Source organism: Spiroplasma turonicum, assembly GCF_001262715.1.
Classification (GTDB): domain Bacteria; phylum Bacillota_I; class Bacilli_A; order Mycoplasmatales; family Mycoplasmataceae; genus Spiroplasma_A; species Spiroplasma_A turonicum.
Genome location: NZ_CP012328.1, coordinates 705730 through 723136 on the forward strand (window position 1 = coordinate 705730; position 17407 = coordinate 723136).

The following is a 17407-nucleotide window of genomic DNA, read 5'->3' on the forward strand; positions in this document are numbered from 1 at the left end:
CCTTTGAGGGTAATTTTTTGTTAATATTAAAACATAAATCAAAAGGGGTAAACATGAAAATAAAAATAGTAAAGTATCAAAATTTTGAGGAAAATTCAGAATTTCAAGTTGATGAATTAAATTTAATAATGGGTGAAAATGAAGTGGGTAAATCAAGATTTCTTGAATTAATAAAGGAAACATTAAATATAAATAATATTAAAAATTTAGAATTTAATAAATTAGAAGACTTTTCTATTGAATATTCGTTTGATAATATTCTAATTTTAATTGAAAAAAAAGATAATGAAGTTAAAATTAAATTTGTTTCAAAAGAAAATACTATTTTAACAAATAGCATTGTAGAACATTATGAAAGATTTTTAGAAAATAAGTTCTTAAATATTTTTGATAATATTGAATTTGAAGAAGATGATCATTTTTTTGAAGAAGCAAAAAAAATTTTTTTAAATTGGAATGATTTATATAAAAAAAATTTGAATTCATTAGAAATTGTTAAAACAATATTATCAGAAAAAAGTCAAAGTCAAAAATATTTCACATTACATAATTTTATTAATAATGTTAATTTTAATGACGTACTTTATAAAAAAAATTTGATAGATTTTAAAAACTTTTTAAAACAAACTAATTCATGATATTGAACTGATATTTATGATGATTCAATAGACTATATATTTGAAAATATTATTTATAAGTTAATACCAAATATTTCATGTATTTCTAATGATATATACAATGATTTTAGTTTTAATTTACTTGATTATGAATCCATTACTAATGAAAATTTAAATTATATTCAAAATAAATTTATGGAAATAAGTAACATAAGTAAAGAAGATTTTATTAATTTAACCTCTAAAAGGGGTGAAGAACATGATGAAATTAAAAGCATTATAGAAAAAAAATTATCAGATTTAACAATGGAAATAAATGAATTTTATAAAAAAAATGTTTCTGAAAGTTTATTAAATAATAGTGTATTTTATTTAGGTTATGATAGTGGTAAATATTTTATAAATATTAAAGACAACTCTTTAAAGAATTCTTCTTTAAAACACATGAATGAATATAAATCATCAGGTTACATTGAGTTTTTTTATATCTTTATTATATTAAAATGAATTTCTTTAAAAGATAAATATAATAAATACATAATTTTATTAGATGAACCCGGTAACTTTTTACATCCTACTATAAGGTTCAAGTTAATTGAATTGTTTGAAAAAATTAGTTCTAGAGATAGAAAAATAATTTTTACATCACATAATTTAGAAATGTTTGGTTTTAATGTTGGTACAATTTTCAAGTTCAAAATAAGCGAAGATAATAAAATTCAAATCTTAAATCATTATAACACTATTGATTGAAGATATACAATGTTGGAGGATGTTATGAAAAATTTATATAATCATGAATATGATCAAAAATTTAGTAAAAACGATGAAATATTGATAGTTGAAGGATATACTGATAAAATAATTTATTCAAAAATTATTAAAAATGGAAAAATTAAAATTTTTGCAGGTTCTGGTAAAGGGAATGACAAAAATAAAAAATTATTAAAATATATTTCATACATGCTTGTTTATGATTTAAAGATTAATGTTTTAATTGATAATGATGATGATTCTTTTAATGATACTATAAATAAATATCAAAATTATTTTAATCCTGATATAGTTAATATTATATTATTGGATAAAAATTTTAAAGATGCAGAATATTTAGTAAAATTTATTACGGATGACTTTAAATATATTGATAACTCTTCTATATTATTAGAATTATCTAATTGTTTTGATAAAATAAAAAAATCAGAAAATAGAGAAGAAAAAGTTAAGAATAAACTTGATTTTGCAAATTTATTTGATAAAAACTTTGATGAAATTGAAAAATGTATTAATCAAAAAAAATTGGACTTATTTTTAAATACTCTTAAAAACGAAAAACATAACATTTCATAAAAATGTTATTACATTTATAAGTTTAAAAGATTTAAAACAACACTGAAAATAATTTGGGAAAATAAATTTCAAGTTTTTAAATAATCACGCTATCTATGGATGTAGTTTTTCAATTTAAACTTTTTTTTATTCTTTTGTTAATGTAACAATTAATATACCAATTTATGTGTTTGATATTTAATCATATTTCATTTTGTGAATATTTATGTGATTCAAATATTTTCCTTTTAACAATAAAAAAAATCAATTTCTCTGTTGTCTAGTGAATTACCTACTCTACTAACTGATATTCTACTATCATTTTTTTTACTAAATCTCTTACTTCATAGCTTGAGTATTGTGATACTTGATCAGAATGCAATATGAATTTAGTTTTATTAATTTTGTTTAATGTGTCTCCAACTAATTGAGTATTATTTCTTTGTGATAAACATCATGACTCAATTTTTTTAGTCTTATGGCTAATGGCTGCAGATAAATAATAATTGTTTCCTTCAACCAGCCCAGGAATATAAGAAACATCTGTCGCTATTATGTTGTCTTTTTCCGGATTATAATTACGTTTAACTAAATCAAGAAACTTAACTTTAGTATTTTTAAATTCTTGTTTACGTTTTTTAACTCTTGTTTTAATTATAAAACCTCATCTTTTTAAATAATGTCTCAAAGTTCTATCGTAGAATAAACAACCTTAAAGAGACCATATTAGTGATACTTTAAATACTAATATATTCAAAAGAAAGGTTGTTTTTTATGCCAAAAATAATAGATAAAAAGATAAAATTAATAGCTATAAAAAAATTTTTAAGTGGTGAAAAACCGAAGTCAATAAAAGAAGATTTAAATTTAAAAAGTGGCGTTGCTCAGATATATCAATAAGTAAAAAGATATAATATTAATGAATTAGAAAGCGAATTAGATTATTCGCCTTGTGAGGTTAATATTTATATGCAGAAAGATATAGAAAATAAATTACTTAAAAAAGAAAATCAAAAACTCGAAAAAGAGATTAAAAACTTAAAAAAAGAAAAATTGAAAGATAGGGCTAAAATAGAATTTTTGGAAAAGCGCATGCCTTCTTGCATGAATTTATCGAAAGAACAGATGAAGATACAGACAAGTAAGAAGGCTTGAAAAAATGATGCCTATAATATTATTTTTTATGATAATTCAGTTGAGCTGAATTTAAAGGATAAATGTAAAGCACTTTTTGTAAATTACTCAAATTATGCTAAGTGAAAAATAAAATATCATGATATTTTATCAAGAGGTAAGACAACTAAGTTAAAACGAAAGTATAATAAACGTGCGATTGAATTAATTAATAAGTTCACTAAATTAAATGGTGCTTCAGGCGCTCGCAATGTAAGTTCTTGAATTACGGACAATCATGCAGTTAACATTAGTTATAAAATAGTAAACGAACTAAGAAATAATAAACTTGTAAAATTACCAAAAATTAAGAGAGTTGCAAAAAAATATACTAGTCAAAGGGGCAATGTTGTCCCAGACCTTATTAAAAAAGATTTTAAATCACAATATAATTTTCATAAAATTGGTTTAGATGGTTCTTATTTAGATCTTATAATAAATGGGAAAAAAACAAAAATATTAGGAGAATTTGCATACAATTGATACAATCGAGATATGATTGCTTACAATTTTGATTTCAGTGAGAATTCGCAAGTAGTAAGTAAAACAATTATGGATATTATTAATGTAGTAAGTAATTATAAAGTTGATTATTCAATTATCCAAATGGATAGAGGTACAGCAAACACTTCTAATATAGTTAAAAACATAATTGAATGTTACCCAAATTTTGTTTTATCAATGTCAGAAGCTGGTTTTAAACATAATGCTCCGACAGAATCATTAAATGGTTGATTTAAGGAATGTTTTTTTGCAGAATATGGAAATATATTTCTTAGTATCCAAGAATTTTTAAATAAATTTGATGAATTTATTATTAAAAGAAACTCTTTACAAACTTACATATACAATAAAAAAAGAAGCCAAATAATATAAAATTTTCAGGTCTCTTTAAGGTTGTTTATTCTCGTTGATAATGAAACCTTTTTGTTTTAAAATAATAATTATTTTTCTACTTCCATAAATAAATTTTGAATCTATTATTATACTTTCAACAGCATCTTTTAGATGATTGTATTTAAACTTTCTACTAACACTTTTTTTTATAAAATGATGTTCTATGCATCAGTATAATTCTTGCTTTTAATGTTGTGTTTAATGACTTTATTTTGTTAATAGATTTCCTTTCTTGTTCATCTTTCTTATTTTTAATTCAATCTTCTATAATTTCTCTTTTTTTGTTCTTCGTTCAAATCATCGATTATTCCAGGAATATCAGAATCATCTCTTTTTTTTGTATCTTCCAGAACCTTTTTTTATAATTAAACTTTTCATACCATAATTATCTACTAATTTAGCTTTTCTTTTAATTCTTTCACGAATTTCACATGAGTGTTTCAAAACTTTAGATTTTATTATTCTATATTCAACTCAGCTATTCTTATTCCTTCATTTTTATATATATTTATTATTTTTAATCATTGTTCAACTGTTAAATTTTTTGACATAAAAAACTACACCTCTTTCTAGTGTAGAATTTATTTTTCCCAGTTTAAACAAGAGTTAAATTTTTTAAGAAAATAGATACAAAACAAAAATAAGGAAAATAGAGATTTAATTAATAAGTTCAAAATCATGGGAAAGTTTACAGAATCTATAGTAAATGATTTAAAAAGAAAAAAAATAAACATTGAGATTTATAAAATAAAAAGTAAATACTTGCAAAAAAGATATAAAACTTCAATGACTATTAAATTTATTAAGCATTAATTTTAAAACTTATAAAAATTGAGTTAATAATGGTTCTTAAGATTATAAAACATAAAGAAATACTTCTTATGATCTATTCATTTAACTACTATTTAATGATTGTTACTTAAAATATGGCACCGACCGTAAATGAGGGCATAAAAAAATAGCTTTAAAAATCGGTCTCGGTAGAAAAACAGTTTTAAACTCAATGAAAAGTCAAGGACTTTTTCCAGATAATTGTGAAAAAAGTTGAAAATGAAAATCTTATGTTAATGGCAAAAAAGAACCTGTAAATACAGCTCCAAATTTATTAAAAAATCCATTTACTGTTAAGGTAGAATTTTTTGCTTCAAGACCTTTGGAAAAAATATGCATTGAAATATTAGAATTTAAGTTTAATAACTCTAAATTATATATGTTTGCATATATTTATGTTTATTCTAGATTACCTTTAAAAACTTATTTTTCAAGTAATCAAACTACAAAAGAATTAATAAAATCAATAAATATATTAAAAATAACTACAATATATGTAATTCAATTATCTATACAGATAGAGGAGCACAATTTAGAAGTATTAGTATGATAGACTTTTGTAAAGAAAATAAAATACAATAAAGTATTACGGAAGGTTATGCTTCATGACAAAACGCAATAGTAGAAACTTTTTTTTAATAATATTATATAAAATAATTTTAAAATATATAAATTTTTAAACAAAACAGAATTTCTATCTTGAATGGAAAACTGTATCTGAAATATTCATACAATAGAATAATAAATAAATTAAAAATTACTCCTATAGAAATGTACAAGAGTAATTTGTTAAAGTAATTGTAGTTTGAGGTGATCCTTTAGCTATTAACTTTATCTTTTTATCTATTATTTTTGGCATAAAAAAACCCTTTTTTTGAATATATTAGTATTTAAAGTATCACTAATCTGGTCTCTTTATAGTTGTTTATCTGTCAATTTTATTTAGTTATTATATTTTTTTAAATATTTCATTTATTAAAACTTTTGTTTTGTTCAAACTAAATATTAGTTTTTTTCTTTTAAAATTAATTATTAAATTATTTTTAATAATATATCTTATAAAATATTTAAGAAAGAAGGTTTTATTATGTCTAATTCTAAAGTTAATCAACATTTTTTACCAAAATTTTATATTAAAAAATGAGCAAATAATAATATAATTAATTACTATAATATAAAAAATAACAGTTATGAAAATTATAATATAAAAGAAAGAAATAAGGACCCATTTTTAGAAAAAGAGTTTTATGAGGGAACAATTTACGAATTCAACAAAATAGAAAATATTCTTTCAAATATGGAAAATTCCTGTTCATTAGTTTTAAGTGATATTATAGAAAAATTTGGAAAATTTCAAACTATCAGAATAACCAGAAAAGAAATTATGTTAATAAAGCTCTTTCTTGCATTACAATGATATAGAAATAAAAGTAGTCTTATCAAAAAAAATAATTTAGATGGTGATTACTTATTTAATGAAACATTTAAAAATTTAAATCCAGAAGAAAATAAAATTTCTATGCTTAATGATATAGTCTTGTTATATGAAAATTATTATTTAAAGATAATTAGAGGTGATTTTGAAATATACAAGCTATTTAATGAAGATGAATCTTACAACTCGTTTTCAATTAGATATCACATCAAATTTCTTTTTAAAGAAACTTATTTGAATTTTATTAAATTAGATAACATAAATGATAACTTTATTTTAAATGATCATATTTCAGTTCATATTGCCGATAATATAACAAGTACTCCAATAATCGAATTTATGCCTATAACCCCAAAACTTTGTATTACTCTAAACAAAACTACAGCATTAGATTGTATACCTGACACTTGTATTGCGGATTATATTACAAGAAAAAATAATCCGTGAGGTTTTTATCTTCTAGATACTTATTTCCCAGAAATATTTAGTAAGAGAAACCACAGAGTTAATTATATTCAGAAACATAAATTTAATATTAAAGACTTGTTTATTTATGATATAAAATTTTTTAATTCTGAGCAAGTTAAATTAATCAACAGTCTTATTTACTCTCAAAGTATTTTAGATGTAATATTTATTAATAAAGACGATATAAAAAATGCAAAAGTTATGATAGAAAAACTTAATATCCAAAGAATCGAGGAAATAAATAGATAAATAAAAAACCATAAATAATATAAAATGTACATTATTAAAACATGCTAAAATAAAATTTTCTTGTATCAAATATTAACAAACACAATAGATTAAAAAAATATTATATCAAGTATAACATATGAATAAAATCCTCTATGTATAGAGTTTGAATAAAAAATTTCTAATATAATCTATATATAGAGAATTTTTATATGGCAAATTTATAAAGAAATAAATCAAACATTGTTTCATTAGAAACAAAAATAAATATAACGTTAATGAATTAATATTATATTCATCACCTATTTTTGTCTTTATGTTACTTGCAGCCATACCTGATAATGCACATAATTTTATTTCACAACTGGGATTTACTTTTTTAGTTAAATCTACAATGCTTTTAATAACAGTTGTTTTGCCTGTTCCTGCTCTTCCATTAATAATAATTATTTTATTTTTAATATAACTTTTTAATACTTCTACTTGCTCTTCAGTTAATATATTTAAATTAGCGATATTAAAATTTTTTGCATAATATTCTCAATCATTTTTAAATAAATTTATATGTTCTTGTTTTAATATTTGTTTTATTTTTTTAGATATCTCATATTCATATAGATAGTATATATAAGGATAGTATTTGATCTTATTAGAATTAGTAGATACTTTTTTAATATAATTGTTTTCAATACAATCAGTAATTAAATTTCTAACATCTTTTAAATATGTATCATCTAATAATTTCATTAACTCAGTACTTTTTAGGTAAAGATCCCCATTTTCACTGCAGCTTTTATAAATATTTAGAATAAAATATAAATGTTTTATTTTTTCAACATTAAGATTTAATTTTAAAGATATTAAACAATCAAATATATCACTATAATATTCAGTTACATCAATATATTTATCAATATTTCTTAATCTTTCTAAAATAGAACTTACAAATTTACTTTTAAAATAATCTATATCATCTATTTCAATATTATTAAAAAAAGTAGTCAGAATATTAAAATTTAGACATTCAAGATGAAAAAAAGATAGGATCTTAATGCCTAAATTTTTGAATTTTTTTTGAGAGTTTTTTAAAAAGTGCAGTAAAACATCATTATTCTCTTTATTAATTAAGTTTTTATCATTATTATTAAATGACTCAATTCGATATAAAAATCACTTGATCAAATATATTTATTCATAGCTTGGCAAAATAATGAAAATGCATTGTTATTTCAACTTGCAATAGTATAAAAATTTAAAACTTCAACTGCACCTTTTGATAAAAATCATTTAGGTTTTACTTCTATTACAATTGTTTTATTAATATTATTATTGATAAACTTTTTACTTTCAATTAATATACTTGAAACGTCAAATATTAGTACTTTCTGATCATCTAATAGTAAATGAATTTCATTATTAACATATTTTGTTAATAATCCTTTGTTATATTTTTTATACATTCTTTCTATTACCCTTTATTTCTTAATCACTACATATATTTTAAAACATTATATTTATATTAACAAATTAGTTATTAATTGATTTTAAAAACTCGTCATCACTTGTGGATGTACTTACACATACTTTAAAACTTAATATTTTATATAATACTTCTTTATAGTTAATGTATAGAATATAAGCATACATAATTGTTTCAAAATAGGATTTTTTAGTTAAGTTATTCTTTATATAAAATTGTCATAATGTTTTCTTTTCTTCGTGATAACAATCAAAAGTACCACTATTAATAATGTCAGTAGTTAAATAATTTTCTTTTATAATTCTTATAGATAGACACTTATCATGATTTATATAAATTAATTCTTTATAATTTAGTTTGTTTGATGGGTCACCTTCATTAAATAATTTTTTAGCATATACATAAAAATCTTTAGTTAACCATTCAATTTTAGTTTTTTTTAATTGATTATATTGAAATAATCTACGAGAAGTTATAGCTTATAGTAAACAAACAATTTTTGTTAAATCTCTTATATAAAAATTGTTTTTATTTAATAATTTATTAATATAATTTTTTATTATAAAAAAAATGTAATCATTATATATTTTTAAGTTGATTTTTATGTTTAATTTTTGTGAAATATAACTTATTTAAATTAAATAATTTTCAATTTAATTTACTACACATCTATGAAATCAATGTTATCTATGATAAATTTTAAAAAATTATCTTCAGGTTTATCTAAATTATCTAGTATAGTGCTAGGAAATAAATTATTATATTTTATTTTAAATTTATAAATTTCAATAAATAGGTAGGATTTATCACTAAAATAGATATTATCGTATATTTTTTTAGTTAATTCTATCTCCTTATTTATTATTTCGACTAACTTATAAATAAAATCTTCGTAAATATATTCACATTTATTTAGATTTTTTCTTAGGTAATTGATAACAATCATTAAAGAAAATGTATTAATAGCATCTAATTCGTATATAAATTCAACTAATTCTTTAATATCAATTTCTAATTTTATTAATATATAGAATAAATATATTACTGAAAGAGCATTATTATTAATACTTTCTTTTATTAAAACTTTTAACTTATTTATATAAAATCCTTTATCTTCTTTACAATATTTAAAAGCTTCAAAAAGTATATCAAAAATAATGTTGCTTGGTCTATCGTTAATCATCAAATAATTAACTAAATATACAAAAATATATTTATACAAATTATCGTTAATTTGTTTAATTATTATGTCTTTTAAAATTTTAAATACATATTTGCTATTTCTATATTCAACTTTGCTGATATAATTACTTAATGCATTTCACTCATTAATAGATGGTTTTTTTAAATTACTATATCTTTCTTTAATATAATTTAACTTAATATAATCTACATCTTCGTTATACAATATACTTTTAACACTTGTCTTATTTGGGTTAATTTCAAAATTTATTTCTCTAATAATGTTTTGGAATATATTGTGTATTTTTAAATATTCAGATTCATTGTTACAATAAAACTCATAATCATCCTTAAAATTGATAAAGTTAGTAATCTTTTCTTGATGTAATTTATAATTAATAAAGGATAATATTATTTCAGAAATTATATTTGAAGTAAATGGACCTGTAATAAGTAAATTGGTTTGATTCTCATTTACAATATTACAAAAATTGTCTAATAAATCTCCAAAACTATTTATATAATTATTTTCTTTAAAAATTTTTTCGTTTTCATTTATACTTGTAAGAAATTCAATTATAGGTGGTTGTGTAAAGATATGACTATAAACTCTGTTATAAAAATCTTTTATATCTATTTTATAAATATATCTCTTACCAAATTTTTTTCATTTTTTATTTGAATGTTTTTAGAAAAATTATTATTAGAATTAAAATCACAATAATTAATATCTGAAATATTATTTAAATGGAAAACTTGTTCATCGTAGTTTTGTTGAAGATAACTTATTTCTTCATAGTTTTTATTATCATTAAACAATTTAAACAAATTATTTTTATTAATATTATTATTTATGATTTTATAAATCATTAATTTATTTATTAAAAAATAAAAAACTTGAAAAATATATGATAAGAAATGTGGTACGCTTATTTTTCGTAAAAAATTATCACTTTTTTGTATTAGAAATGAAGCGCTTGGAAGCCCTTTTTTTTGTTTTCATCCATTTGCATTTTTAAGTGTGTAATTAACTTTACTTTTAATTATTTTTATGAAATTTTTTAATTTTTCAAAATCAGTTTCAAAATCTATATTTATTAGACTTGAATAAGTATCATCATTAGTAGTTTCAAAATATTCTATTATTTTGAGAAAAGAATTTTTTTTATTTTTAGAGCTAGTAAAACATTTCGGTAGATTATGAAACAATCCACTATTTAAAAATATGTTTAACTCTTCATCAAAAAGTTCATTATTAATTAATTTTTCTTTTAAACTGCTGATTTTCATAATTTAACTCCTTTCATTTTTAAATTTAATTAATGTAAAAATCATTAATTATTATGCTTTTAGTAAACCACTTTATAAACGTAGCTTTTTAGATAAATTTTAATTAAATGATATTACATAAGTTTTCATACTTTTAATTTATAAAAATTTTTATTGTTATAAATTAAAAAAAATAATTTTATTATAAATAATTATAACTAATATAAAAAGTATTTTCATTAATTATCTTAAAAATATGTAAAAAAAATATTAAAATTAATTTTACAGTTTTTAAATATTAATGCTTGTTATGGTCGGGATTTTTCAGTTTAAAATTTTAAGTATAATTTTGTTAATTACTTTGTTTATTATTAATGTGATTTAAACATTCTCATTTTAATCAGCTTAAAAATATTTCATTTTCACTGTTGTATATTGAATTAACTATTCTACTCATTGATATTTTACTATCTTTTTTTTACTAAACATTACTTCAAAACTTAAATATTGTAAATATGATATGATTAAAAATTTATTTTATTAATTTCGTTTATTTTTTCTACAACTAATCGGATATTGTTCTTTATAATAAGCATAAAGAAACTCTTTTTTATTCATATTATTGATAGTTGCAAATTAATAATTATTAATTTCTTAAACCAATGCATCAGTATGATAAAATTAGTTACTGTTAATTAATTTGTTTTATATTATAATTATGCTTAACTATATTAGGAAACTTGATCTTATTATTCTTTGACTATTGTCATAATTGTAAAATCTCATCTTTTTAAATATTATATTAAAGAACTAAATTTAAAATAAATCTTTTTTTAACAAAATTATCTTTTTTCTACTTAGAATAAACAACCTTAAAGAGACCTGAAAATTTTATATTATTTGGCTTCTTTTTTTATTGTATATGTAAGTTTGTAAAGAGTTTCTTTTAATAATAAATTCATCAAATTTATTTAAAAATTCTTGGATACTAAGAAATATATTTCCATATTCTGCAAAAAAACATTCCTTAAATCAACCATTTAATGATTCTGTCGGAGCATTATGTTTAAAACCAGCTTATGACATTGATAAAACAAAATTTGGGTAACATTCAATTATGTTTTTAACTATATTAGAAGTGTTTGCTGTATCTCTATCCATTTGGATAATTGAATAATCAACTTTATAATTACTTACTACATTAATAATATCCATAATTGTTTTACTTACTACTTGCGAATTCTCACTGAAATCAAAATTGTAAGCAATCATATCTCGATTGTATCAATTGTATGCAAATTCTCCTAATATTTTTGTTTTTTTCCCATTTATTATAAGATCTAAATAAGAACCATCTAAACCAATTTTATGAAAATTATATTGTGATTTAAAATCTTTTTTAATAAGGTCTGGGACAACATTGCCCCTTTGACTAGTATATTTTTTTGCAACTCTCTTAATTTTTGGTAATTTTACAAGTTTATTATTTCTTAGTTCGTTTACTATTTTATAACTAATGTTAACTGCATGATTGTCCGTAATTCAAGAACTTACATTGCGAGCGCCTGAAGCACCATTTAATTTAGTGAACTTATTAATTAATTCAATCGCACGTTTATTATACTTTCGTTTTAACTTAGTTGTCTTACCTCTTGATAAAATATCATGATATTTTATTTTTCACTTAGCATAATTTGAGTAATTTACAAAAAGTGCTTTACATTTATCCTTTAAATTCAGCTCAACTGAATTATCATAAAAAATAATATTATAGGCATCATTTTTTCAAGCCTTCTTACTTGTCTGTATCTTCATCTGTTCTTTCGATAAATTCATGCAAGAAGGCATGCGCTTTTCCAAAAATTCTATTTTAGCCCTATCTTTCAATTTTTCTTTTTTTAAGTTTTTAATCTCTTTTTCGAGTTTTTGATTTTCTTTTTTAAGTAATTTATTTTCTATATCTTTCTGCATATAAATATTAACCTCACAAGGCGAATAATCTAATTCGCTTTCTAATTCATTAATATTATATCTTTTTTACTCATTGATATATCTGAGCAACGCCACTTTTTAAATTTAAATCTTCTTTTATTGACTTCGGTTTTTCACCACTTAAAAATTTTTTTATAGCTATTAATTTTATCTTTTTATCTATTATTTTTGGCATAAAAAACAACCTTTCTTTTGAATATATTAGTATTTAAAGTATCACTAATATGGTCTCTTTAAGGTTGTTTATTCTCTTTCATAAAGAAAATTGCTTTTTTAAAAAATGATTAAACATATACATTAAATGATTGTTTAAAAAGATATACGATGAATTAATATAATTCTCACTTTAATTGTTAATTATAACAACATTTTAACTTTTATAGGTAACTTTAGAAGTATAATTTGTTACTTGGATAATGATAAGGAAATTTATTGAAAGAAAAAACTAGATTCGTTGCGTAATTTATTAAATAAAAAATCTATATATGAATACGGCTTTGCAGGTACTATGTAGTGATAATTTTATTTTACTTATAAACTATATATTAGTAATCTATAAAAACATATATCATTAAACACAAATATTTTGTTCATATATAAAGAACAATATAATATTGTTATATAAAACTTTCATATATGAATGCAAATTCAATTAACCGTTTTATAATATAGACTCAATACTATAATTAATCCGGCAAATTTAAAAAATGCTTCTAATAAAAGATTAATAAAATGTTATGTGAATCTGTTTTTCGTTTTTTTAATTTTTATTTTTGTTTTTATTATCAATACTTTATTCAATACTCTAATAGTTATTGTTGAAATAAAATCAATAATATTAAAAAAATAGTTATTTATTATTGTCAAATTTAGTTAAATATAAATTTTGTATAATGTTATTTAATTTACTATAATAAAAGCTTGTCTAAAATAAAAAAACTAGTAATATTACAAGTTTCATAATTATTAAATATAGTTTATTCAATGTTCATGTTTTTTATATCTGATGCTATTAATTCAATCTCTTTTGAAAATTCGATTCTATTAAATTCTTTAACAAAAAATCTTGATGTAAATACAGTTTTATAATCATCTGCAAATAACTCTATTGAAGAAGAATCAATAAACATTTCAACTTCTTGTTCTTTTCCTACAACTTTTCTTTTTGCATATCTTGGTGTTTCAAAATCTCAATCAACTTTAGCTGACTGTTTATTTCTATCCATTAATATTTCTTTATCACTAAATTCAACTAATAAATATTCATTTTTATCATTTAATATTTTAAATGATATATTATCAGATAATTTAAATTTAATATGTTTAGCTTTATTGATTTCTATAATATTTGTTTTTATTTTTTTTGAATTAAATAAAACATTGTCTTTAAAGTCTTTTAAAGGTTTTTGTATTAACATATCGTTTTCAACATTTAATTCTCTTGGGATAGTTAGCATTGAATGTCATGAATATTCATCAGTTGGGTATTGTACATCACAAACTCCAAACCAACCATATCAAACAAGTTTTTTATTCATTCAGTATGTTTGAGGTGCATAAAAGTCATAACCTGAATCTACAGTTTTCATTTCAAACTTTTCATTTAACTCAGAACTATTTAAATCCAATTTATTTAAAAGTGTATATACAACATTTCTTGAACTATTAAGTTCATACTTATCCTCACTATTGTAATAGCCTTCTGCAGAAATAAAGAATAAGTAATTATTATCAACAAAATCTAAATTAGGACATTCTCACATATTTCCATAATTATTACCTTTAATTGATGGTTTAAAGATTGTAACAAATTCAAATTTATCATAATCTTTCATTTCATAAAATGCTAATCCACCTAGATCATCATGTTTTGTTCTAACTCCAAATATAAGATATTTTTTATTATTATATTCAAATATTTTTGGATCTCTTGCATGTGGTGTATATTTTTCACCATCTCAAGGCACCGCTACTCTTTTATTAATTATTTTACCATCTTTAAAATCAGCTACTAATTGAATTTCTTCGCTCATTTCGCCTTTGCCGTCTTCCATATTACCGGTTCAATATATTTTGACAGTATCTCCGAAGTCGTATGCACTTCCTGAAAATGACCCGTATTTTTCTTTTTCATGATCTGGAACCATTGAAACTCCATGATCTTTATAATTTATGAAGTCTTTTGTTGTAACATATCTTCAATGTTTAAAACCATGAAATGGCTCAACTGGTGATCATTGATAATGTATGTGGTGAACACCATCTTTAAATAATAGTCCATTTGGGTCATTAACCAAACCATTTGGTGATGCTATGTGATATTTTGGTCTATAATAAACATCACTTTTTACAAGTTGATTTGCTTTATCAAAATATTCTTTATCAATATCATAATATTTTTTTCATTGAATATCTTTATTTATTTTCATAATTTACTCCTTAATTTTTTTTATTTTTTTATCAATATTATTTTCACCTTCAAGTGGTGCAAAATCTCTATCAATTATGTCTTTTGTCATTCTTTTAAAATAACCAATTCTTGAGAATAGAACTGTCAATAAAAATGTTGATGCAATTGTTGATGCTAATGCTACAGCCATTCATAAAAATCCAGTACCAGCTCATGTATTTATACCAAGGCCTGGTATAGAACCTGCATCTTGAATCACACATAAGAATACTAATAATGATACTGGTCCCATTGTTGTTAAAGTTCCAGAGGCTGTAATAATTGTACATCCAACCGCTGTTCCAATACTTGTTGCAAGTACTGGGAATAAGAATCTTAATGATACTCCAAACAGAGCTGCTTCTGTAGAACCTCCAATATATGCAATTAAGTAAGAAGGTGTTGCTACTTTTTGTAATTCTTTATTTTTTTTATGTAATAAAGCAATTACCATAGTACTAGTTGCAACCGCAATATTTAATTGTGTACACATTGGTGCTACAGACATTGCTCCATAAGTTATGAACTGTTGTAAACCAACTACATTAAATATATGAATAAATCCTGTAACAACCATTCATGGTAATAACAACCCTATTATTGGGTTAAATATATATTTAGCAATTGGATTTGTAATAGTAGCTCAAGTTATTGCAAGATTCATACCATATGTAATTAACATTCCTATTGGTGCTATTAATAATAAGCCTACAAAGAAAGGTATTATTAGTACCATAGGTATACCTAAAAGTTCTCTAACAACTCCTGATTTTATTTTTTTAGCTAATCTTTCAATATATACTGCCATAAATCCAATAAGCACTAGAGTTAATATTTGTCCTTCAAAGGAAATTTTTCATGGATATCCACTAGCATAGTCAGAAAAAGATCATTTAAAACCTTCACTACTACTTAATCCTCAATCAAATAGTTTTCCATCACCCTGCATAAACATATTAGTAGATGCTAAATCCTTAGCACACAAAACTACTCCAAGAGAAATACCAAGTGATTGACTCCCTTTCATCATTTTAAATATTGTTCAAGGAATTAAAATACTAAAAGTTAATACTAATGCATTTTGAAAAGATTCAAACATTGAACCTAATGTATATGCAAACTTACCAAGATCTTTAATTTTTAAACCATTAACTTCAATGTTGTTTATAATATTTCCAATAGTAGCTACAAGCGCAAGACTTATTGCATATGGAAATAATGGTGTAAATAAAACTCCAATACCATCAGTTAATCATTTAAAAAAACTTTTTTTAATGTTTAATTTTACATCAAAAAGATTAGTTAATCTTTTAATATTTACTCCTAATTCTACTAAAAACTCCTTGTTAAATTCTTCAGTGCTTTTTTTTACTGCAAATTGTAATAATTTATCTTTTAAAATAACACCATTTATTAAGTCTAGATTTTCAATATCAGTTATATTTATACTTTCAGTGTTTTTCAATGTTATTCTCATTCTTGTGGAACAATGATTAACATTTTCAATATTATCCACATTCCCTAGCAATTGAATTAACTTTTTTAATTCTGGGTCCACTTCTTTCTTCTTAATAAAAAGTTTCATCTTTATCCTTTCTTTATATAAAATTAAATAAATAAATAAATCCACTATCATATATATGAAAATATTTTATTTTCAAATAACTACAGATTATCTAAGTAAAACTTAGTATAAATATTTATAGTAAATGATTATTTATGTATTTTATAAACCAAAATTTTTATATTTTATTATACTTAATATACTTCATCGATATATTAATTAATATTTTAAATAATTCTAAAGAACACTTATACTTATAGTTATAAGTTTTAAAATTAAAAAAACTATTTAAAAAATACACAAAATTAAAAGAATCAATAATTATAATCTATAAAATTAATTGAGAAAAATTTATTTATGACTAACTTAAATTTTATATAAAGTTATATATATTTAAAAATATAAAACTAAAAAATAACTTTATATAATATTAAACTAACAATTTAATTACTTAATATATTAAATACCATATAATTAATAAAAATATGTCGAT

The 17407-nt window shown here is 21.1% G+C and carries 16 protein-coding genes and 1 pseudogene; 6 read left to right on the forward strand and 11 right to left on the reverse strand.

Annotation, left to right across the window (positions count from 1 at the left end; genetic code table 4):
- The first annotated feature begins 53 nt into the window (after window positions 1-53).
- Window positions 54-1967 (forward strand): AAA family ATPase, encoded by a 1914-nt coding sequence (locus tag STURON_RS03145; protein ID WP_075048431.1) that lies wholly within the window; start codon window positions 54-56, stop codon window positions 1965-1967.
- 271 nt (window positions 1968-2238) lie between these two features.
- On the opposite strand, the gene STURON_RS03150 is transcribed toward STURON_RS03145, so the two are convergent.
- Window positions 2239-2634, reverse strand: coding sequence for a DDE-type integrase/transposase/recombinase (locus tag STURON_RS03150; RefSeq protein ID WP_075048432.1), 396 nt, complete (start codon window positions 2632-2634; stop codon window positions 2239-2241).
- A gap of 86 nt (window positions 2635-2720) precedes the next feature.
- Between STURON_RS03150 and STURON_RS05940 the strand changes: the two genes are divergently transcribed.
- Complete coding sequence (locus tag STURON_RS05940) at window positions 2721-2846, forward strand: hypothetical protein (protein ID WP_257719728.1); 126 nt, start codon at window positions 2721-2723, stop codon at window positions 2844-2846.
- A gap of 69 nt (window positions 2847-2915) precedes the next feature.
- A complete protein-coding gene (locus tag STURON_RS03155; RefSeq protein WP_075048433.1) occupies window positions 2916-3995 on the forward strand; it encodes a hypothetical protein in 1080 nt (359 codons plus the stop codon).
- Between the two features lie 285 nt (window positions 3996-4280).
- Here STURON_RS03155 and STURON_RS05765 read toward each other — a convergent pair whose 3' ends face one another.
- Entirely contained in the window at window positions 4281-4460 is a 180-nt protein-coding gene (locus STURON_RS05765) for a hypothetical protein (protein WP_158500514.1), read from the reverse strand.
- A gap of 234 nt (window positions 4461-4694) precedes the next feature.
- Here STURON_RS05765 and STURON_RS05945 point away from each other — a divergent pair, with 234 nt between their 5' ends.
- The 3 genes from STURON_RS05945 (at window position 4695) to STURON_RS03165 (ending at window position 6999) form a co-directional block, all read left to right on the forward strand.
- Window positions 4695-4829 carry a hypothetical protein gene (locus STURON_RS05945; protein WP_269078821.1) on the forward strand — a complete coding sequence of 45 codons (135 nt, stop codon included), beginning with the start codon at window positions 4695-4697 and terminating at the stop codon, window positions 4827-4829.
- Between the two features lie 190 nt (window positions 4830-5019).
- Entirely contained in the window at window positions 5020-5400 is a 381-nt protein-coding gene (locus STURON_RS03160) for a hypothetical protein (protein ID WP_075048434.1), read from the forward strand.
- Between the two features lie 534 nt (window positions 5401-5934).
- Complete coding sequence (locus tag STURON_RS03165) at window positions 5935-6999, forward strand: DUF4238 domain-containing protein (protein WP_075048435.1); 1065 nt, start codon at window positions 5935-5937, stop codon at window positions 6997-6999.
- 132 nt (window positions 7000-7131) lie between these two features.
- Here the strand turns inward: STURON_RS03165 and STURON_RS03170 are convergent, their stop codons facing one another.
- From STURON_RS03170 to STURON_RS03205, 9 genes and pseudogenes are all read right to left on the reverse strand, one after another.
- Window positions 7132-8160 carry an AAA family ATPase gene (locus STURON_RS03170; protein ID WP_075048436.1) on the reverse strand — a complete coding sequence of 343 codons (1029 nt, stop codon included), beginning with the start codon at window positions 8158-8160 and terminating at the stop codon, window positions 7132-7134.
- Window positions 8103-8438 carry a hypothetical protein gene (locus STURON_RS03175; protein ID WP_075048437.1) on the reverse strand — a complete coding sequence of 112 codons (336 nt, stop codon included), beginning with the start codon at window positions 8436-8438 and terminating at the stop codon, window positions 8103-8105. The genes STURON_RS03170 and STURON_RS03175 overlap by 58 nt, the downstream gene beginning before the upstream one ends.
- Window positions 8439-9119: 681 nt before the next feature.
- The gene (locus STURON_RS05905) at window positions 9120-9866 is read right to left on the reverse strand and encodes a hypothetical protein (RefSeq protein WP_075048438.1); all 747 of its coding nucleotides are present in this window, start codon (window positions 9864-9866) and stop codon (window positions 9120-9122) included.
- A gap of 66 nt (window positions 9867-9932) precedes the next feature.
- A pseudogene (locus STURON_RS06015) lies at window positions 9933-10286 on the reverse strand (RNA-dependent RNA polymerase family protein); the annotation flags it as partial.
- On the reverse strand, window positions 10274-10930 hold the full coding sequence (locus STURON_RS03190) for a hypothetical protein (RefSeq protein ID WP_075048439.1): 657 nt from the start codon (window positions 10928-10930) through the stop codon (window positions 10274-10276). The pseudogene STURON_RS06015 and the gene STURON_RS03190, both read right to left, overlap by 13 nt.
- Before the next feature lie 1056 nt (window positions 10931-11986).
- Complete coding sequence (locus tag STURON_RS03195; RefSeq protein WP_075048440.1) at window positions 11987-12880, reverse strand: hypothetical protein; 894 nt, start codon at window positions 12878-12880, stop codon at window positions 11987-11989.
- A 55-nt stretch (window positions 12881-12935) separates the two neighbouring features.
- Window positions 12936-13076 carry a hypothetical protein gene (locus STURON_RS05770; protein WP_156412825.1) on the reverse strand — a complete coding sequence of 47 codons (141 nt, stop codon included), beginning with the start codon at window positions 13074-13076 and terminating at the stop codon, window positions 12936-12938.
- 802 nt (window positions 13077-13878) lie between these two features.
- Window positions 13879-15330 carry a glycoside hydrolase family 32 protein gene (locus STURON_RS03200; protein WP_075048441.1) on the reverse strand — a complete coding sequence of 484 codons (1452 nt, stop codon included), beginning with the start codon at window positions 15328-15330 and terminating at the stop codon, window positions 13879-13881.
- A 3-nt stretch (window positions 15331-15333) separates the two neighbouring features.
- Window positions 15334-16935, reverse strand: coding sequence for a PTS transporter subunit EIIB (locus STURON_RS03205; RefSeq protein WP_075048442.1), 1602 nt, complete (start codon window positions 16933-16935; stop codon window positions 15334-15336).
- Window positions 16936-17407: the final 472 nt, after the last annotated feature.